17 protein-coding genes and 1 pseudogene are annotated in these 20,007 nt (G+C 54.3%); 8 read left to right on the top strand and 10 right to left on the bottom strand.

Translation table 11 applies throughout. From position 1 onward, the window contains the following. A pseudogene (locus DACE_RS18365) lies at positions 1 to 580 on the top strand (hypothetical protein); the annotation flags it as partial. Between the two features lie 72 nt (positions 581 to 652). Here the strand turns inward: DACE_RS18365 and aroC are convergent. Then, the gene (aroC, locus tag DACE_RS15825) at positions 653 to 1,732 is read right to left on the bottom strand and encodes a chorismate synthase (RefSeq protein ID WP_006002948.1); all 1,080 of its coding nucleotides are present in this window, start codon (positions 1,730 to 1,732) and stop codon (positions 653 to 655) included. A 211-nt stretch (positions 1,733 to 1,943) separates the two neighbouring features. Here aroC and DACE_RS15820 point away from each other — a divergent pair, with 211 nt between their 5' ends. Next, a complete protein-coding gene (locus DACE_RS15820; RefSeq protein WP_006002946.1) occupies positions 1,944 to 2,567 on the top strand; it encodes a LysE family translocator in 624 nt (207 codons plus the stop codon). 72 nt (positions 2,568 to 2,639) lie between these two features. Here DACE_RS15820 and DACE_RS15815 read toward each other — a convergent pair whose 3' ends face one another. Next, positions 2,640 to 4,103: a glycosyltransferase gene (locus DACE_RS15815; protein ID WP_006002944.1), complete on the bottom strand. Its 1,464-nt coding sequence runs from the start codon at positions 4,101 to 4,103 to the stop codon at positions 2,640 to 2,642. A 196-nt stretch (positions 4,104 to 4,299) separates the two neighbouring features. On the opposite strand from DACE_RS15815, the gene DACE_RS17640 reads away from it, so the two are divergent. Further along, on the top strand, positions 4,300 to 5,247 hold the full coding sequence (locus tag DACE_RS17640; RefSeq protein WP_006002942.1) for a hypothetical protein: 948 nt from the start codon (positions 4,300 to 4,302) through the stop codon (positions 5,245 to 5,247). 48 nt (positions 5,248 to 5,295) lie between these two features. Then, positions 5,296 to 6,075, top strand: coding sequence for a glycosyltransferase family 2 protein (locus tag DACE_RS15805; protein WP_006002940.1), 780 nt, complete (start codon positions 5,296 to 5,298; stop codon positions 6,073 to 6,075). Here DACE_RS15805 and DACE_RS15800 read toward each other — a convergent pair. Next, positions 5,997 to 7,346, bottom strand: a complete 1,350-nt coding sequence (locus DACE_RS15800; RefSeq protein WP_006002938.1) for a glycosyltransferase family 87 protein — start codon at positions 7,344 to 7,346, stop codon at positions 5,997 to 5,999. The genes DACE_RS15805 and DACE_RS15800 overlap by 79 nt on opposite strands. On the opposite strand from DACE_RS15800, the gene DACE_RS18285 reads away from it, so the two are divergent. The 3 genes from DACE_RS18285 to DACE_RS15785 are packed head-to-tail and all read left to right on the top strand — an operon-like array spanning position 7,339 to position 10,412. Then, on the top strand, positions 7,339 to 8,145 hold the full coding sequence (locus DACE_RS18285; RefSeq protein ID WP_162013619.1) for a sulfurtransferase: 807 nt from the start codon (positions 7,339 to 7,341) through the stop codon (positions 8,143 to 8,145). The genes DACE_RS15800 and DACE_RS18285 overlap by 8 nt on opposite strands. A 31-nt stretch (positions 8,146 to 8,176) precedes the next feature. After that, positions 8,177 to 9,985, top strand: coding sequence for a VTT domain-containing protein (locus DACE_RS15790; protein WP_006002933.1), 1,809 nt, complete (start codon positions 8,177 to 8,179; stop codon positions 9,983 to 9,985). Further along, the gene (locus tag DACE_RS15785; RefSeq protein ID WP_006002931.1) at positions 9,972 to 10,412 is read left to right on the top strand and encodes a hypothetical protein; all 441 of its coding nucleotides are present in this window, start codon (positions 9,972 to 9,974) and stop codon (positions 10,410 to 10,412) included. The genes DACE_RS15790 and DACE_RS15785 overlap by 14 nt, the downstream gene beginning before the upstream one ends. Here the strand turns inward: DACE_RS15785 and DACE_RS15780 are convergent. Further along, the gene (locus DACE_RS15780; protein ID WP_006002928.1) at positions 10,363 to 10,680 is read right to left on the bottom strand and encodes a hypothetical protein; all 318 of its coding nucleotides are present in this window, start codon (positions 10,678 to 10,680) and stop codon (positions 10,363 to 10,365) included. The two genes, DACE_RS15785 and DACE_RS15780, sit on opposite strands and share 50 nt — an antisense overlap. A 189-nt stretch (positions 10,681 to 10,869) precedes the next feature. Between DACE_RS15780 and DACE_RS15775 the strand changes: the two genes are divergently transcribed. Next, complete coding sequence (locus DACE_RS15775) at positions 10,870 to 13,680, top strand: GPMC system transcriptional regulator (RefSeq protein ID WP_006002926.1); 2,811 nt, start codon at positions 10,870 to 10,872, stop codon at positions 13,678 to 13,680. Between the two features lie 45 nt (positions 13,681 to 13,725). Here the strand turns inward: DACE_RS15775 and DACE_RS15770 are convergent, their stop codons facing one another. The 6 genes from DACE_RS15770 to DACE_RS15745 form a co-directional block, all read right to left on the bottom strand. Next, a complete protein-coding gene (locus DACE_RS15770) occupies positions 13,726 to 15,030 on the bottom strand; it encodes a M16 family metallopeptidase (RefSeq protein WP_040367816.1) in 1,305 nt (434 codons plus the stop codon). Between the two features lie 84 nt (positions 15,031 to 15,114). Further along, positions 15,115 to 16,089 carry a porphobilinogen synthase gene (hemB, locus tag DACE_RS15765; protein WP_006002923.1) on the bottom strand — a complete coding sequence of 325 codons (975 nt, stop codon included), beginning with the start codon at positions 16,087 to 16,089 and terminating at the stop codon, positions 15,115 to 15,117. 16 nt (positions 16,090 to 16,105) lie between these two features. Next, positions 16,106 to 16,900 (bottom strand): uroporphyrinogen-III synthase, encoded by a 795-nt coding sequence (locus tag DACE_RS15760; RefSeq protein ID WP_006002921.1) that lies wholly within the window; start codon positions 16,898 to 16,900, stop codon positions 16,106 to 16,108. Positions 16,901 to 16,903: 3 nt separating this feature from the next. Then, complete coding sequence (hemA, locus tag DACE_RS15755; RefSeq protein ID WP_006002919.1) at positions 16,904 to 18,208, bottom strand: glutamyl-tRNA reductase; 1,305 nt, start codon at positions 18,206 to 18,208, stop codon at positions 16,904 to 16,906. Between the two features lie 69 nt (positions 18,209 to 18,277). Next, positions 18,278 to 19,111, bottom strand: coding sequence for a c-type cytochrome biogenesis protein CcsB (ccsB, locus tag DACE_RS15750; protein ID WP_006002917.1), 834 nt, complete (start codon positions 19,109 to 19,111; stop codon positions 18,278 to 18,280). Positions 19,112 to 19,239: 128 nt separating this feature from the next. Then, a complete protein-coding gene (locus DACE_RS15745; RefSeq protein ID WP_006002915.1) occupies positions 19,240 to 19,815 on the bottom strand; it encodes a phosphoheptose isomerase family protein in 576 nt (191 codons plus the stop codon). Positions 19,816 to 20,007 lie beyond the last annotated feature (192 nt).

The raw sequence follows: 20,007 nt of genomic DNA, 5'->3' as shown, positions 1-20,007 counted from the left end.
CAGTTTTGCCGTCATGCCATTTCTCACCGCAGGAACATCTGCCCGGCAAAGCAAAGAACTGACGCAGACCCTGGATTGTGAACTCAGCGGACTGTGTACGCTTCCCGGCAGCACATTGACCCACGCGGAAGAAACATTAACCCGTCAGATGCACGAAGCTCTGACAGAACGACTGGCCAATGAACTCCTCCCGCAGCAAGAGGTGACTAACCGTTTTCTCGGCATGATCAAACAAGCTGACGAGACCCCTCGTAATCTGGCGCAACGCTTTGGCCAGCAGATCAAAGCCCATTATGTTCTGGTCGGTATTATCTGGCGCTTCGAACAGCGGGTAGGGGAATCCCTCTCTGCGGAAAGACCGGCCTCCGTGGCGTTCAACAGCTATCTGGTCCGAGTCGAGGACAAACAACTGATGTGGCAGGACCGTTTTGACAAAACCCAGTCGGCACTGAGCGACAACCTGTTTAACGCCAGCCTGTTTTTCAAGTCTGGTGTCAAATGGCTCTCTGCAGAGGAGTTAGCCGAATACGGCATCGAACAGGTGGTGGAGGACTTTCCGGTGCCACTGCTTGACAACTGACACTTGCGGCAGCGGTGTAAAAAAGAAAAAGGCGATTTCCATTTAAGGAAATCGCCTTTTGTTTTTAGAGGATCAGGCTCGCATCCGTTGGATCAAGGCCAGATCAGCCAGCACCAGCGCCGCCATGGTTTCAACAATGGGAACGGCACGGGCCACAACACAGGGATCGTGACGCCCCTTGGCTGCCAAGACCGCCGGATTACCGTCAAAATCAACAGTCTGTTGCTCCTGGCCAATGGTTGCCGGTGGCTTGAACGCCACCCGAAAATAGACCGGTTCGCCATTCGAGATGCCGCCCTGAACACCGCCACTGCGGTTGGTTTCGGTACCGAGGCGGCCATTTTTCATAACAAACGGATCGTTGTGAACGGAACCACGCTGGCGGGCACCGGCGAATCCGGAGCCGATTTCAAAGCCTTTGGAAGCGGGCAACGACAGCATGGCGTGCGCCATCAGCGCTTCGAGACGGTCAAAGGCAGGCTCTCCCCAACCGGCAGGCACATTGCGACACACACAGCTAAGCACGCCACCGACGGAATCTTTGGCTTCACGGGCGGCAAGAATCTCAGCCGTCATCTGCTCGGCGGCCACCGCATCGGGGCACCGCACATCGCAGCCATCCACTTGCTGACGGGTCAACGTTTCCATGTCTACGCCTGTGGCATCAACAGCACCGACGGAACTGACCCAGGAGACAATTTCAATACCGTATTCTTCCAGGAGAAATTTTTCAGCAATGGCGCCGGCAGCCACCCGGCCAATGGTTTCACGCGCACTGGAACGGCCACCGCCACTGGACGCATGAGTCCCGTACTTGGCGCGATAGGTATAATCGGCATGGGAAGGACGCGGGATCTGACTCATGGAACCGTAATCACCGGGGCGTTGATCTTTGTTGGCCACCATCAACCCGATGGGTGAGCCAAGGGTTTTGCCAAACTCAACCCCGGAAAGCAATTTCACCTGATCCGCTTCGTCGCGATCCGTGCCCAGCTTGTTCTGGCCGGGGCGACGCCGGTCCAGTTGCACCTGAATATCGGCCTCGGTCAGCGTCATGCGCGGGGGAACACCATCAACAATCGCGCCAACGGCCGGGCAATGGGATTCACCAAATGTCGTCACTTTGAACAGGGTTCCGAAACTGCTCGACATGGATTTTCTCCTGAATCAAAAAAGGTTGTTTTCAACATCACTTTGAATGGCGGGCATCATAGCAGAAAGCCATTCGGGTTGCGACCTTCTATCGATTTCTGCGGGGAAAAACCGGCTACCGGCTGGACTTTATCGTTCAAACGGGAAATAATCCACCAAACAAGAGGGCCCCTGTTGATACGCCAAACCAATTGTCACTCAAGGAGGAAAGATGCCGAGTCCAGACACACTTATTTCATTTTTGATCGCCGCCGTGTTACTTGGTCTGGCACCAGGCCCAGACAACCTGTTTGTCCTGACACAATCCGCCCTGCACGGTGCTAAGGCGGGCTGGCTGGTGACGGCGGGTTTATGTACCGGATTACTTGGTCACACCACGGCTGTGGCGTTTGGAGTGGCGGTTGTTTTTGAACAATCACTCGTCGCATTCACGCTGCTCAAACTTGCCGGCGTGCTCTATCTGCTGTACCTGGCTTGGCTGTGTTTGCGCAGCCGTCATGACGATGCCGCGACGACGGCGCCGCGTCTCAGCGGCGCCAAGCTTTACCGGCGCGGCGTGATCATGAACCTGACCAATCCCAAAGTATCGCTGTTTTTTCTCGCTTTCCTCCCCCAATTTACCCAACCGGACATGGGACCAATACGTCAACAACTGCTGCTGCTTGGCGCTCTGTTCATTCTTGCAACGATTGTGGTTTTCGGATTGATTGCCACGTTGTCCGGCAGCATCGGCCACTACCTGCAACGTCACAATGGCGCACGACGGACTCTGGACCGCCTCAGCGCCGTGGTGTTCATTGCCCTGGCCGCCAAATTGCTGACGACCAGTCGTTGATTAAACGGAAAGTTCGCAGGGTGTTGAAAAAGCCCCTTGCATGGGCGTCACAGGCTGTTTTTTAACAGCCTGTTAGAGGTTGTGACGGATTTCGAGAAAGTCTTTGACAAAGACCAGGAAAAACCCGAGAGGAAACAGACCAACCAGGGGCAACGCCAGCCAGTTGTGATTTTGAATGGTCAGGACGACGGGCAGGATCGAGTAGAGCACCAGAGCACCATTGACCCACAGCACCCGGTAGGATTTGTGGCTGTACACCGGCAGCAGTCGTTTCACCGGAGTTTGATTGGAGGTACCGTATTTGGCCGTGCGGTTAAACACGCCACCGCGCTGAAAGAGGCCACAGAGTGCCGCCCAGGCCAAGCTGGGTGCCATCCCCAAGGTCAGCAGTGGCAGAACCGGCACCCACAGCGCCGCTTTCCAACCGATCTCACGATAGGCGTAGAGAAAGAAATAGCTCAGGATCGCCAAGCTGGCGAGCAGGAACAACGGCACATCAATCGCCAAAATCTGCCACAGATGCAGCGTCGAACGCGACAACAGTGCCGGGTAGAGCGTAATGCTGGCAATGGCGGCACACAACCAGCCGAGGTTGGCCAGCAGATGGGCCATCGCCTCAATTTTTACGCCGCGTGACTGACGGGAACGGAGCACCAGCGGCAGAATTTTACGCGCCGTCTGCATGGAGCCCTTGGCCCAGCGTTGCTGCTGACCGCGAAAATCGCCCAGAGTCACCGGCAACTCCGACGGCACAACCACATCATCAACGTAGCAGAACTTCCAGCCCTTCATTTGACAGCGATAACTCAGATCGAGATCTTCCGTCACCGTATCCGCCTGCCAGCCGCCGCCATCAACAATCGTCTGGCGTCGCCAGACCCCGGCAGTGCCATTAAAATTGAAAAACAAGCCCTGATGACAGCGCACCCTATGCTCAATGCCGAAATGGGGACCGAGCAAAATCGCCTGCAACTGGGTCAGCCAACTTTGCTCGCGATTGAGAAAGCCCCAGCGCGCCTGAACCATGCCGATCTCCGGTTGAGTGAAATTCGCCATGGTACGCCGCAAAAAATCACTTTCAGGGATAAAATCAGCATCGAACACAGCGAGAAATTCTCCGCGTGCCTTCGATGTCGCTGCGGCCAGCGCACCGGCTTTATACCCTTGACGGCTGTCACGACGCAGCACTTCGATATCCACGCCCAATGCCTGCCAGTGCGCCACAGCAGCATCGACCACGCCACAGGTCTCGTCATTGGAATCATCGAGCACCTGAATCTGTAGTCGATCATTCGGCCAGTCGAGCTGAGCGGTTGCTTCGATGAGACGCTGCGCCACAAAGCGCTCGTTATACAGCGGCAACTGAACGGTCACAACGGGACAGTTTTCATCATCCAGCCACAACAAAGGCTGTTTTGGTTGGCGTGATAAAAGAAGCCAATGCCGCAACATCCATAAACGATGCAGTCCATAACAGGCCAGCCCGGCCATAGCGACAAAGTGCAAAGTTGTTAAAATATCAGTCAAAATTCTCATAACGCGTGTTTGTATCACAGTTTTTGATAGATAGATAATCGATTTTTCTGATGTATTCAGGAATAGACATTATCTATATCTATTGGACTTGCCAATATAAAACATCGTAAAAGCTGTAGCCATTACGTAAACGTCCTCATTCTGCCATGATCAACCCCAGAGGACCATGCATTCTATTTTTTAGGAGGAAAAGAACATGAACTCTGCACGTCTGACCACAATCACAGCGGTTGCCGTCACACTGCTGCTGTGTGCCGCCACCCAACTGTGGGCCGGTGCCTGGACAATGCCCGAAGGCAAACTTTACACCCGAGTGGCGTACAGCGAATATGAAGCCAACCGCTATTTTTATGAAGATGGCAGCACAGAAGCTTACGCGCCCAACGATGTGTACAAAAACAAACGTCGTGACTTTGATTACGACGAACAAACTTGGTCGGTTTATGCCGAATACGGCCTGCTCGACAACCTGACCCTGATCGGTTCGTTTGACTATAAAGAGACCGAATGGACTTACCAGAGCAATGGTCGCAGTTTGGTTGAAGGCGAACTCGTTCCTTTTGACAGCGGTGTCGACAATACCGCCAGAGCATCCGGTCTGGCCGATATTAAATTCGGCCTGCGTTACCGTCTTATGCAGACCAGCAACGGCGTTCTGTCACTGCAAGCCCTGTATAAGACCGGTGAAGCCTATGACGAAAAAGACCAGAATCTCGGCACGGACATTCAGTTGGGTGACGGACAAGACGACTTTGAGTTGCGCCTGCAATACGGTCAATCGCTTTACCCTCTGATTCCCGGTTATTTTAATGTCGAAGCAGGCTATAACTGGCGAACTCAGCAATACGGCGATGAATTCCGTTACCTGATTGAAGCTGGCGTTGACATCACCAAAGCCCTGTACGCACGGACCAAACTCGATGGCACAGCCAATGTCGGCAACGGCGATGACGGTCCCGAGGGCAAATTCACCGAGGTCGATTCCAACCCTTACGAAGTTGATCTGGGCAAACTGGAAATGACTGTGGGATACAAGATCACTTCGCGCTTCTCCCTTGAAGCCAGTTACTTCAAAGAGCTGTACGGTGCCAGTACTACCAAAGGGGACACCTGGTCCCTGGCTGTGGCAACAACCTTGTTTTAAGAGGATCGCCCGGAGTGCCACAGCGCACTCCGGGCGGATTGATTCATTATGCTACACTCCCAGAGCAACACCATTGCACTGATCATTCCGGCTCGCAACGAAGCCGAATCACTGCCTCAGGTTTTTAAAAACATCCCCCCAAACATCCAGCAGGTTATTGTTGTCGACAACGGTTCCACCGATTCAACCGCTAAGATTGCCCGTTACCACGGTGCGACTGTGGTTTCTGAACCGCGTCAGGGGTATGGTCAGGCGTGTCTGGCGGGAATTGAATTTCTTAAACAGAATCCCCCTGAGCTGGTCGCTTTCGCCGATGGCGATGGTAGCGACAACCACCGCGAATTGGCCCACCTGATTGAAACCCTCGTCAGCGAGCAACGCGATCTGGTCCTCGCCCAGCGGATTCCCAAAAATCGCCAGGCACTCAGCCCGCAGCAACGCTTCGGCAACGGGCTGGCCACGCTGTTGATCAGTCTGATCTGGGGCGGGAGCTATCAGGACCTCGGCCCCATGCGGGTGCTGCGCTGGGACGCCCTGCAACAATTAGACATGAAAGACTGCAATTTCGGCTGGACCATTGAGATGCAGATCAAAGCCCTGCAGCACACCTTGAGCATCCGCGAAATTCCGGTCACGTACCTGCCGCGACTCGCCGGAGAATCAAAAATCAGTCGTACGGCCAAAGGGGTGTTACAAGCGGGGAGTAAAATCCTCTGGGTGGTCGCCCGTGAAGCATGGCGCAGTCGAGGTCAGCTGTTTGCCCGCCTGCTGAGACGGGAAAAGACCGCACTGGCCAACAAAGCCAGTAAAGGTGCCAGCCAGATATAAAAAGACAGATCAGCCCGTTCCTGCCAAACGCCGGTGAGATGATAGTGCGAGACCACCTGATAGCTGAGTAAGACACTCCAGCTCAGCACCAGTGCCGCCGGATGGGGCACCAATGTGGCAAACGCCACCAGATACAAGGCGTACCAGGGATGCAGTGTCGGGGTCAGTAGCAGAAAAACCAGCACCAGCGCCATCAAGGTGCGCACCACGGACCACGGGTCAAACGGTTGTATGCTTTTCAGTCGCCACCAGGCGACAACAAGAGTTAAACCAAACAGCGTTGCCAGCAGCAACCGGGCTTGATCACCGGAATGCAGCCACAGACGCAATTGCTGAAAAGTAAAGCCGGAAAACTCCCAATGGCGGGAATAGGTAGTCAAGGTCTCCACCCCGTTGATAATCGCGGGAGCAAAGGCTCCGAGCAAAACCATGGCCGTGGTGACAGCGCCGACCACAAAGCCACGACGCTGGTCGGTGGGCAACATCAGCCATAAAAACGGTGCAAAAATCACCGGAAAGACTTTGGTCAACACCGCCAGCATCACCAGAACTCCGCTGTACCACCCGGCATAGCGACGTGTGGAAAGGGCCATGGTCAGGGCGGCAAGGACAAAGAAGACCGCCAAAACATCGATATGACCGGAACCCGCGCATTCCAGCACAACCAGAGGATGCCAGGCATAAATCGTCAGCCACCAGGGCGAGCGGTTCAAGCGGCGCAACAGCCCCGCCAACAAAATGCAACTGCCGAGATCAACCAGGATGCAGAGCAGCTTGAATCCAAGAAGTTGACCTCCGGCCAGAGCAAAAAAAAGTTGGGCGGCAGGCGGGTAAATTGTCACCAGATGAGGATGATTGATCTGGCTCTGTAACGTGGCAAGCGGTGCCGATAGCGTCACCACTTGCTGCGGCGCCAACGCATAGGGATTATGGCCTTGCAGCAGTTGCAGGCCATCCCACAGATAGCGATAAACATCATCGGAAAGCTGGGGAGCCGCAGCGACAAACAGCAAGCGGAACAGCGCGGCCATCAACAGAATAAATACACTGACACGACGATTTTGATACCCACAGGGGATCAGTAACAAGACACTGACACAGACAACAACGAGTGCGGAACAGGCGACAAGCTCAGGCAAAAACAGTCGCAGATCAACCGCGCTCGACAGAACACCATAGGAGAAAAGAACCATGCACACCGCAAAAGCAGTGCTGACAAAAACGACTTTATCCCCGGCTTTAACTCTGTTATTGATGTGCCTTATGCTCATATCCACCACTCAGTATGCGTCTGCTTTTTCACTGCAGCGTCTCGATGTCCAGCGCGGTTCACAACAACTGCAGGATCTGGCGATTCTTGATGCCCGGCCTCTGGCGCAATACCAGCAGGGCCATATTGCCGGAGCGCATTCGTTAAGCTGGGAGGACTATACCAGACCCGACAGTGACGGCGTCAACTATCGAATCGCACCGCAGGACGAACTGACCAAAGCGCTGGGCCATATGGGGATCTCCGAAACATCGGCGGTACTGATCTACGGCGATGCTGACACCAGTTGGGGAGGCGAAGGCTGGGCAGCCTGGCTGCTGGCGTGGCTGGGCCATCAGGGGCCGGTCTATATCCTCGACGGCGGTGTTCAGGCCTGGCAATCCGCCCAACTGCCTCTGGTCACCACCGTAACTCCCGCGACAGAAGTCACCTATCAGGCGTCAGTGCAACCCCAGTTACAGATCAGCGCCGCAGAGATTGACGCCAGAAAAGATCACATCACCCTGGTTGATACACGCAACTACTGGATGGAGTGGTTGCCAGGGCACCTGCCCAACGCCATTCATCTTGACTGGAAAGAGCTGTATCAGGGCGAAGACAACCGGGCCATTGACGCACAAGCGTTCAAAAGTCTGCTGAAGAAAAAGGGCATCGACCTGAGCAAGCCGGTGGTTTACTACTGCACCGGCGGCATCCGTTCCGGTTACGCCTGGATGGTTCATGAACTCGCCGGATTGCCCTCGGCCATCAACTTTGAAGGTGGCACGGAAGAGTGGAACACGTTCAAAAAGCAGCCTTGATCACCGGTCGTTCACGAAGACAAGAGGACTTATGACACGTTTAGCTGAACGTTCTCCGGATCACAGAGATCTTGCCGTTCTGGTTGATGGTTGCAGCGACTGCGGAGCCTGCCTGCGCCAATGCGCCTTTCTGAAACGCTACGGCTCTCCGGCAGCCATTCAACAGCTCTATGAGCAGGATTCGCAACAGGGGAAACTCGCCTTTTCCTGCAGTCTTTGTGGGCTGTGCAATGTTGTCTGCCCGGCCGAACTGCCTCTGGACCAATACTTTTTGTCCATGCGACGTCATTACATTGTCGAGCACCCGGAGCACTTAAAAAAATATGGCGGACTGCGCTTTTACGAATCGATCGGCACGTCAAAGGCCTTCAGTCATTATGCCTTGCCCGCCAACTGCACCAGCGTCTTCTTCCCCGGCTGTGCCTTGACCGGCAGCCGACCGGAACGCACCTGGGAGCTGTATCAGCATCTGCGTTCAGAGCAACCCAGCCTTGGACTGGTCTTGGATTGCTGCACCAAGCCTTCTCACGATCTGGGCGACGTTGACCGCTTCAACGAAAAATTCTTTCCTCTCCGAGCGTTTCTGGAAAACAATGGGGTCAACACCGTGATCACGGCCTGCCCCAACTGCTATCAGGTGTTCAAACGCTATGCTCCGGAAATGAACTGCCGCTCGGTGTACGAGGTTCTCGATACGACCATTTTGCCGTCCCGTCCAGACACCACAGGAACGATTACCATTCACGACCCCTGCGTCAGCCGCGGAGAACCCCACGTCCATGAGGCGGTTCGTTCCCTGATCGACAAGGTTGGCCTGGAATGTCAGGAGATGAAAAACACCCGAAAGACAGCACTATGCTGCGGTGAAGGGGGATGCGTGATGGCCGAAGACAAAGAGCTGGCGCTGAGTTGGCGCCAGCGTCGCGCCGATCAGGCTGATCAACGTCTGGTTGTCAGCTACTGCGCCGGCTGCGTTGACGCCCTGCGCCCCGAAGCTTCAGCGAGCCATGTGCTGGATATTGTTTTTGATCCACTCACCGCTCTGGATCGCAAGCAGAAAAGCCCCGGCTCACTCAAACGCTATATGAACCGCCTGCAACTAAAAAAACGCGCCAGAAAGCAGATCGCCTGTCGCGTTCGTGGAGACCGTCGCATGACCACTACAGAACAAAAGAAAAAAAGCCGTCTTGGCCAAGTCATTGTCTTAGCCCTGCTGATCGCCGCCATCGTCACCTTGAAAATGACCGGTGCCGCCGATTACCTGCAACCTGAAAAACTCCGAGACTGGATTGCCGGCACCGGATTCTGGGCACCGCTCATTTTTATGGTGTTATACACCGCAGCGCCAGCCCTGTTTCTTCCCGGACTGCCCCTGACTATCCTTGGCGGCATCCTGTTTGGTCCATTCTGGGGGGTGGTCTATACCATCACCGGCGCAACGGCCGGAGCCTGTGTGGCCTTTCTTGTCGCCCGCTACCTCGGCCGCGATTGGATTCGAAGCAAACTCACTGCACCGCGCTGGCAAAAGCTCGATGAAGATGTGGCACGCAACGGCTGGAAAGTGGTGGCTTTTACCCGACTGATACCACTGTTTCCTTTCAACCTGCTCAATTACGCGTTCGGCTTGACCAATATCCGCTTCAGCCATTACGCCCTCACCTCATTTATCTGCATGCTACCGGCAACCATCGCCTTTATTTCATTATCGAGTTCTCTGGGAGAATTGATCAAGGGGCAGGTTTCCAAAGAATTCATCATCGGCATCATCCTGGTGGTGGCTCTGTCTCTGTTGCCAATGTGGTGGAAGAAGCGTCAGGGAAAACGTCGTGAAGAGCAGTAAGGTTTGGATAATCCCCCTACTCATCCTGGTAGGCTGGCTGCTGGTGACCCCGGTTGCAGCAGAAACGCTGCGGCTGGTCGCCAAGCATCCCGGCAGCTGGGTGGAACAACCTGAACTTGGCTCGGCTGAAATCACCTATCAACCCGACAAGGGAAGATTTCGTTTGACGGCGACCGGACTGGCCGCCAATGAAAGCTATGCTCTGGTCCAGCATACACAACAAGGCAATGGACAGGGTTATATCATCACCGGGATAAAAGCATCATCTCAGGGAACAGCGACAGCTCAAGGAGAGTGGTCACATTGGCAGGGAAAAATCTGGCTGGTTCTGCAACGGGATGTCGCAGGGAAAGCCGGCGATCAGGTCACGGATCAGCTTACGGGGTGGCATCCTCGTCATTATCTGTTTGAGACCCGCCTTCTTTAACCGCTTTGCTGGCTGGCAGACTTTTCATCAACCCGCGCCGCACCATCTCAACATGCAGCGGACAACTGCAATAGCAGCCGCCACCAAAATCAATGTAATAGCCGCAATTTACTTCATGCGATTGTTTTCCCGCCTGAATCGCAACAATCCGCCCGTCAATCACGCGTTCGGAAACAGCACTGCAACAATAGCCCTTTTTCAGGCACGAATAGCCACAGGGGCAGTTGACCGTTTTTGCCAGGTCACGCAATTCATCATAGGGACTCATTATTCCTCACAACATATTCATAAAAAATTGGTGTTAATTTAACGGATCGTCCGTCAATTGGCAATGCGTTTTCATAACAGCTTCCAATGACAATACCCCGACTATATTCGTTTTGACTTTGTTGTCCTGACTTCTCTATACTCTATTTAGTACACAATTAACTACACTCTCTTAACAACCGGATCGCCCATGACTTCTTCAGGCCTCGGCTACAGTGCAGATATCCATAAAATCAACAGTTACGGCAAGGAGAACCTCGAAGAGATTCTCCATGTCATCGCTGAAACCAGCAACCGACTCACCCAGCAGAACCGTTGCCGCATCTACCTTGAAGACCTGACCAGCGGCAGTCTGTCATGCGCCATGGCCACTGGCTTAAACAATGAGGAATTGCAAAACTACAGCTTTCCAATTAACAGCAGCTCATACCCTATATCGAGCGTCTATGCCAGTCAGGAGGAGACCTCACTTGAAGATACAACATTGAGTCGCCGCTACAACTGTGAGCTGGAAAGCCGTTTTCAGATCGCGTCAAGTTACATGCTACCGATTCTGCGGGAAAACCGCGCCATGGGTGTTTTGTGTGTCGACAGCGGTCGCCATCAATTGCCCACAGACCAGCAGCGACGCGATCTGGTTGCCTTCATGACCCAGGTGGCCACCACACTTGACCAGGCGCGCAAATATCACCAGCAACTGCTTCTCGCCCGCCAGGTGGATCAACAGAAAAAACGCGAGGCAGCGTTCTCCATGATGAAATCAGCCGTACGCCTGGTCGACAACCTATCGCTGGCTTCGGTGCTGATCCCATCGCCCAAAAGTGCTGATAGCGATGAGGAAGGATTGCAGATTCTCGCCTCCTACTCACAGGAGCGCGACGACCGCAAAGTGTATGAAGATGAACAACTCATCAGCCTGAGCAAAGGGGAATCTCTGTTATCGCGCTATATTGCCGATAACGGCATCATTATCGATGACCGCTTTCTGGAACCCATGTACATCCCGAATCTTCAATCTGAAGATCTGCAAAAACGTTATCTGACCGAGCAATTGGGCCTGCAATCGCTGTATGTCGTTCCGCGCTACGAAGCCAGCACCAAACGAATTCTGTGCGTAGTCAACTACTACACGGATAAAAGCTACACCTTCAATGAATTTGAACAGCGCCTGCTTGAAGCACATGCTGAGATGGCGGAACGGGTCATCCAAGAGATCGGCGGTGAGCACATGGAAATTCAGGTGCTGGCGGAAATCAATGACCTCCTGCAGGAGCGCTTCGAAGGCCTGCAGCCGTTTCTCAGCCGGGTGCTGTCTAAAGCCACGGAGCTGATTGGAGCGGACACCGGCAGTATTGCCGTGGTGCGTGAACAGGAGGATGGTCGCTGGCTGGTGGTGGAGGATGCCTCTGACACGCTGATTGGAGCCAAGAGCAAGGAATGGCGCAAAAAAAATATCCCGCCGATCCGCATCGGCGGCTATGAACTGCCGCCGGACCAGCGTAGCCTGACCGGATATGCCGCCCACAGCAGCCATACTCAGCTGATTGTCAACACCGACGACATCAAGGATCAGGGAGGGTTTTATCTCGATCTGGCCAACAACATCAAGAGCGAGCTGGCCGTTCCGGTCATCAGTGAAGACAAGGTGTTGGCGGTGATCTGCCTCAACAGTTTCCGCAGTTATTATTTCACTGAAGAGCACAAACGGATTCTGCAGATCGTTGGACGGATGATCTCACGCTACCTGGCCGACTTACAACAGATTGAAGCCCTCACCGGTGAGGTGCAACACCTGCGTTCCGATGTCGGATACAAAGACCCGAGCATCTCGTCTTACAAACTCGGCAATATTATCGGCAACTCAGAAAAAGCCAAACAGATGGTCAAATTCATCCAGACCGTCACTCCGCCAATTTTTTCCCGGCTGGCGTCATGGAACCAGAAAAACATTGAAGAAGCCACCCTGGGATTGCCGTCGATTCTCATCACCGGGGATACCGGCAGCGGCAAAGAGTTTCTGTTCAACAACATCTATTCGCGCCTCAATGAGATGTACCAGACCCAGCTCAATCCACGCAGCGAACTTCCGGTAAAAAAAAGCAACATTGCCGCCTACAGTGGTGAGTTGACCTACTCCGAACTGTTCGGTCATAAGCGCGGTGCCTTTACCGGCGCCCATACCGACCGTAAGGGGATTCTCGAAGAAGCCCATGGCGGTGTAGTGTTTCTCGATGAGATCGGCGATGCCGACCCGAAAACCCAGGTGCAACTGTTGCGTTTTCTCGATAACGGTGGCTTTGTCCGCCTCGGTGACAACACCACCCGCTATTCACGCGTGCTGTTGATCGCTGCAACCAATAAAAACCTTCATCAGCTGATTCAAGAAGGCTTGTTCCGCGAGGACCTCTACCATCGCCTGTCGGAGTTGACCGTCGAAGTTCCATCGCTCAATGAGCGCCGCGATGACATCGCCGACCTCAGCATTCACTTTCTCGGTAAACTGTATCGAGTGTACAAACGTGGCGAGGATCCCAATGACACACCGGCACTCAGCGTTGCCGCACAACAGGTCCTCAAAGAGCATCACTACCAGGGCAACATGCGCGAATTGAGATCGATCCTGTTACGAGCATTGTTTTTCCGCCAGGGGCGGGTGATCGGCCCTGGGGACATCCGCCGTGCGCTTGAGAGTGCACCCGCCTCGGAAGCCGCCGCCCCCATCGGCAATGTGACCGAAAAAACAGCCAACACCATTTTCACGGCCATTATCAACGATCAGGATGACTTCTGGTCTGCCGTCTACGCCCCCTACTCCGCCCATCAGATCTCACGGGACGTGGTGGCCACAGTCATTCATCTGGCTCGCGAGCGCGGTGCGTCAACCATGCCGCGCATCGCCGCCATGCTCAAAGCCTGCGATCCGCGCAGCGACAATGACAACGAGCGTAAAACGTTTTACAAGTTCAAGAATTTCCTCTACAAGACGATCCGGATCACCTGAGAACTATCAGAAAAAAAAGGGTTATTTCATTTGTGGTTTACGGAGTCACTCACATCCCTGTTGCACATACTCGGCAAGCAGTTGCTCCACCCGCTCCCGGTCCTTGGTACGCCAAGGGCCGACACAGACAAAATACATCCGCTCCGGACGCAAACAGGTTTGTGCGGCGTCAAGCACCTGAGCCGCATCGACCCCCTGCCAACTGCGTGCTTCATCGGCCAGGGTGCGCATGCAGCCGGTCAACTCTCCCCAACCATACCGTGAAGCCAGATCTTCAACATTGTCACGACTGAAATCCAGCCGGTATTGTACCCGTTGCACCACCCGTTGCAATTCATCTGTACCAACAGGTTGCTGGACCTGGTGCGCTTCTTTGAGGAGCACCTCTACCACTGCCACCAGATTGTCGGGGTCCGTGGACAGATCAATGGAAAACGTACCGCAGTCAGCATACTCTTCCAGACTGGCATCCACGCTGTAGGTTAAACCGGAATCTTCACGAAGACTCAGCATCAGCCGACATGCGCCACCATCCCCAAGCACCTGGCGCAGCGCACGCAGACCAAGCGACGTGGGGCTGTGCCGCCCGTCGGTGCGCCAAGCCAACTGAATCGCCACCTGCGAATCGGAATCCTTGACCCAATGACTGCGCGGCGAACGGGTCGGCAACGCCTGGGGGGAGAACGGCTGAAAGTTCACCTGGCACTGGCCTTGCCAATCTGCCCAAGAATGGGCAACCGCCTTGAACACCTGCTGGACATCCACCGGCCCGGCGACACAGATCACCAGATTATCCGGGGTGTAATAACGTTGATACCAGCCAACAAGGTCGTCACGCTGAAAGGTGCGAATCGTTTCGGGAAAGCCGATCACCGGCAGCGCCAGTGGATGGGCATCCCACATCATCCGCCCCATCAGGTTATCCGGACAGATATCGTCACCATGCTCATTGAAGTCGCTCATCGCCTCTTCAAGAACAATGGAGCGCTCCGTCTCCAACCCTTCAAAATGCGGGGTTTGCAGCAGGTCAGCAAACAACTGAATCCCATCCTCGACGCATCCGGGATGCACACTGGCAAAGTAACTGGTCGTTTCAGCATCCGTTGCCGCGTTGACCGAACCGCCCACCGCTTCAAATGCCTGTTCAATGAGCGGTCCGCTGGCAAAACGGTCATTGCCGCGAAACATCATATGTTCGAGAAAGTGCGAAAGACCTGCCTGCGGTGCGGTTTCGTAACGACTGCCGACTCCCACATAGCACACCATCTCCACCCGATGAAGATGGGCACACGGCGTGACCAACAAGCGGACACCATTCTCTAAGGTAAAACGCTGAAACTCGTTATTCATCGTTGATTCAATGCATCCCGGATAAAGACAGGGCTTCCGCATCCGCGAAAGCCCTGTCGAGATTATTGCTCTGTCAGAGAGGGATCACCCCTTGAGCAGTTGTGCGGCCTCTTTGGCATGATAGGTGATAATCAAATCGGCCCCGGCACGCTTCATGCCGATCAGGGTTTCCATCACCACCCGATCATGGTCGATCCAGCCTTTTTCCGCAGCCGCTTTGACCATCGAATACTCGCCGGACACATTGTAGGCTACCAGCGGCAGATCAAAGCGCTCTTTGATATCACGCAGGATATCAAGATAAGCCAGAGCCGGCTTCACCATGAGAAAATCGGCACACTCGTCGACATCGAGAGCCGCTTCGCGAAACGCTTCAATACGGTTGGCCGGATCCATCTGGTAGCTGCGCCGGTCACCGAACTGCGGAGTGGAATCGGCCGCGTCACGGAACGGACCGTAATAGGCGCTGGCATATTTCACCGAGTAACTCATGATCGGAATCTGGCTGAAATCGTTCTCATCGAGAATGGTACGAATGGCAGCAATGCGACCGTCCATCATGTCGCTGGGCGCGACAATATCGGCACCGGCCTGAACATGGGACAACGCTTCAGCCGCCAGCAGTTTTAGAGTTTCATCGTTGTCGACATCGCCGTCCTTAATCACGCCGCAATGGCCGTGATCGGTGTACTCACACATGCAGACATCGGTGATCACCATCAACTCCGGCACCTCTTTCTTGATGGCACGGATGGTCTCCTGAATGATGCCGCTGTCGCAGTACGCATCTTTGCCCATGGGATCTTTCTCTTCGGGGATACCGAACAGAATGACCGCCGGGATTCCCAGAGCGTAAACCTCTTTCGCTTCGGCAACGATATGCTCAATGGACTGCTGATAAATGCCCGGCATGGAGGGGATCTCTTGCTTGATGTCGTTGCCGAAAGCACTGAACATGGGATAAATCAGATCGTCAACACGCAGATGGGTTTCGCGCACCATGCGGCGCATAACGTCACCACGACGCAGACGACGAGCTCGATATTCGGGAAAAAGCATGGGTCATTCTCCTCGTTTATCCGGAATGTCCGGAAGGGTTAAAATAATCAATCAACGCCTGGACCAGTCCGTCCAGAGTATACTCCGCTGGTTCTACCTCAATGGCCAGGCCGTGCTTAACAGCCGTGGCCGTGGTCAACGGCCCAATGGAGGCCAGCACCACATGACGTGTCAATAGAGTCACGTCGTCTCCAAGAAGATCAACAAAATTATCGACACTGGAGGAGGAACTGAACGTTACGACATCCACGGCTTTATCATCAAGCAGACCGCGAATCTGTAAGGCACTGCCCTTGGCCGGCAAGGTCCGGTAGGCAATCGGATCATCAACCTCAGCACCGGCCTGTGTCAAGCTGGATGGAATCAGATCGCGGGCCAGCTCAGCACGAGGGTACAGGACCTTGCGCCCCCGCACACCTTCAGCAGTCAGAGCCGCCACCACCGCTTCCGCACGATATTCATCGGGCTGCAGATCGGGTTGATAGCCATAGTGCTGTAGAGATTTGGCCGTTTTGGGGCCGACACACACCAGGCGAACACCATCGAGGGCCGTTTGCGGCACGACACCTTTTCCCAGGCGACTAAAAACCATATCAACGGCATTGACCGAGGTCAGGATGAGATCGTCATAATCCTGCAACCGGGCCAGAGCCTCATCCAGCCGCTGCCAACTGGCCGGGGCCACGATCTCAATCAGCGGGCAGGTGATAGCCGTCGCCCCTTGGGCTTCGAGCAGACGCACAAAGCTTTGCGCCTGATGGGCCGCCCGGGTAACCAGGATCCTCTTTCCAGTTAACGGCAAGGCAGACATGGACTATTCGCCATCCATCTGCTTCATTTCACCTTCAGGGGCGTCGACCTCAAGGTCAAACAGGGTCTGCAAGGCATCGACATAAGGCTGGGCATCGTTGTCTTTCTGCGCCTGTTTCAGCACCCGGGTGGGTGGATGGAGAATTTTATTCATCAGGGCATTACTCATGGCGGCAATCGCTTTGCGATCTTTGTCACTCAAGTGCTTGAGATTCGCAAAGGTTTTTTCCACCTCGATCTGACGCATCTGATCCACCTTTTGCCGCAGGGCCACAATGGTCGGCACCACATCCAGGCCGCCTAACCATTGCCGGAACTGACCAATCTCATGCTCGATAATCTCCTCAGCAGCGGATGCCTCTTTCTGGCGCTCCTTGAGATTGGCATTGACCACCCCCTGCAAATCATCGACATCATAGAGATAGGCGTTATTGATATCGTTGACTCGAGGATCAATATCTCGTGGCACGGCAATGTCGATGAAAAACATCGGCCGCTGTTTGCGCTGACGTAACGCGCCATTCACGTGATCCGGGTTGATAATAAAACTGGTCGCGCCGGTGGAGGAAAGCAAGATATCCACCTGTTGCAGATGATCGTGAAAATTCTCAAACAGAATGGCCTGGCCGGAAAATTCGCTGGCGAGTTTTTCTGCACGGGCAAAGGTACGGTTGGTGACCAGAACCCGATCGACACCATTATTCATGAAGTGTTTGGCCGCCAGTTCACACATCTCTCCGGCGCCGACCAACATAACGGTTTTGCCTTCAATGGTGCCGAAAATCTTTCGTGCCAATTCCACAGCAGCAAACGACACTGACACCGCATTGCCGGCAATATTGGTTTCAGTCCGCACCCGTTTGGCCACGGAAAACGCCTTGTGCAAAAAGCGGTTGAGAATCAGTCCGACGCTTTTGAACTCAACGGCATAGCCATAGGCGGTTTTGATCTGACCGAGAATCTGCGGCTCACCAATCACCATGGAGTCAAGACTGGCCGTCACCTTAAACACGTGACGAATGGCGTCATCGCCACTCAGGCTGTACAGGTGGTCTTCGAGCATCTCATCATCGAGTTGATGATAGATGGCCATAAAACGCTTGAGCTGGTTGATGCCAACCAGGGCATCTGGACCGACAGCATAAAGTTCGACCCGGTTACAGGTGGACACAATCACCGCCTCGGCAATGCCCGGCAGTGCCAGAACCTGTTCGAGAGGGGTCTGCATGTTTTCCGGTGGAAACGCCACCTTCTCGCGCACGGCAACCGGTGCCGTTTTATGACTTAGTCCAACAACAAAAATATCCATATAAAATCCGTGAAACGTTCCCTATTCAGACAATTCCGCCGATCCGATCCGGGGCTTGTTTAACGCCGGTCAACCATTCATGGAGCTGTAACTGTGCAATCCGGGCAGCAGCAGGTTGACACCGAGGAAGGTAAACAACACAAAAGCAAAACCGATGATGGCAAAAATAGCCGCCCGCCGGCCACGCCAGCCGGTGGTCAGACGACCATGCAACAGGGCCGCGTACAAAAACCAGGTGATCAACGCCCAGGATTCTTTGGGATCCCAGCTCCAGTAGGTTCCCCAAGCGGCATCCGCCCACACCGCACCGGAGATAATCCCCATCGTCATCAGGGGGAATCCGAAGGTCAGGCACCGATAATTGATCATATCGAGGGTTTCCAACGATGGCAGACGGTAATACAGCGCGGAGAATTTCTTACTCTTGAGCATCCGCTCCTGCAGCAAATAAAAAATGGCCGCGACAAAGGCAACGGTAAACACCGCATTGCCGAGAAAGGCCAGGGCGACATGGATCGGCAGCCAGAAACTGTCAAGGGCCGGATTAAGTTCCTGACCATGCATGGGAACCAGACTGCCGAACAACATCATCACCAGCACAATGGTACAGGTGGTCGCTGCCAGAACCACCATGCGCAACTTCCAGTCCACCACCAGAAATGTTCCGGCAAGAGCCCAGGCGAAGAACGACAATGACTCGTGAAGGTTGGTCACCGGGGTATAGCCGATCTCAACATAACGGGCAATCAGCGTGACGGTATGCAGGGCAAACGCCCCCATCAAGGCAAAGCGCCCCCAACGGTCCATGCCCTTTTTATTGGCAACGGCACTGAATAGATACAGGGCTGTTGCCACGGCATAGGCCACCAACGTCAGCTTAAACAACAGGATATTCAAGCTCATCTCATCCCTCGCGTCTCATCCCTCGAAATAAATACATCGTGCCGACCTCAGGTCGGCGCATCGTGTCCAGCCGTTCATAGTAGGCGCGGGAGAAAACCACGTCAACCGCTTTCCCAGCAGCAGCACTGTTACAGGCCAAACAACTCCCCTTCGACTATCTGACACAGGACATGCCCGAGAAACAACAGCAATTCGGCCCGGCGCCCTGCTGCGGCATCCGGCAACACCACCAGCGAGTCGGTTTCAACATCGGCCCACCGCGCCGAATCCCCTGCGCAGAGTACCGTCACGGCACAATCCAGATCTCGTGCCGTTTGGGCAGCACCAATCACGGCATCATCGGAGGTTCCGTCAAAAATCAACAACTGATCGTCTTCACGGGCAATCGCCTGCAAAGCACCACAGTAGAGCTGGCCGGCATCATCGCCCGCCGCAACGGCAGAACGGATCCCCGCACCCGGCTCAACATAAACAACAGGCAACGGTGGACGTTCGGTATTCAACTGATAGGCAAAAGCCTGGGCAACCGCCATGGCAATAGGAGCCATTATTCCGCTGCCGATAATCAGCAGCCGCTGCTCCTGAGCGAACGATTCCGCCAGGGAGGCGGCCAGAGGATCAAGGACATCGGCACACAGCGCCAACCCCTCTTCGAGACATTGGTTATGCTCCTGAAACAGGCTAAAAAGTTTGCTTTCAGACATAATATAAGATGAAGACTCCTTAAAAGAACAGGCAACAAACACCCCGTGCAAGAATGGCGTATATCCAGGTAATTGCCCTACCTTAGCACAGGTTCGTATCGGGATAAAACCTTCGAAAAGAGACGGATTTACTGTTTATACCGCATAATAAACCCTTGCTTTTTGCCTGATCTGTTTCTATCATTGAGAGCG

Source organism: Desulfuromonas acetoxidans DSM 684, assembly GCF_000167355.1.
Lineage (GTDB): Bacteria > Desulfobacterota > Desulfuromonadia > Desulfuromonadales > Desulfuromonadaceae > Desulfuromonas > Desulfuromonas acetoxidans.
This window is presented reverse-complemented; position numbering and strand designations above follow the sequence as displayed.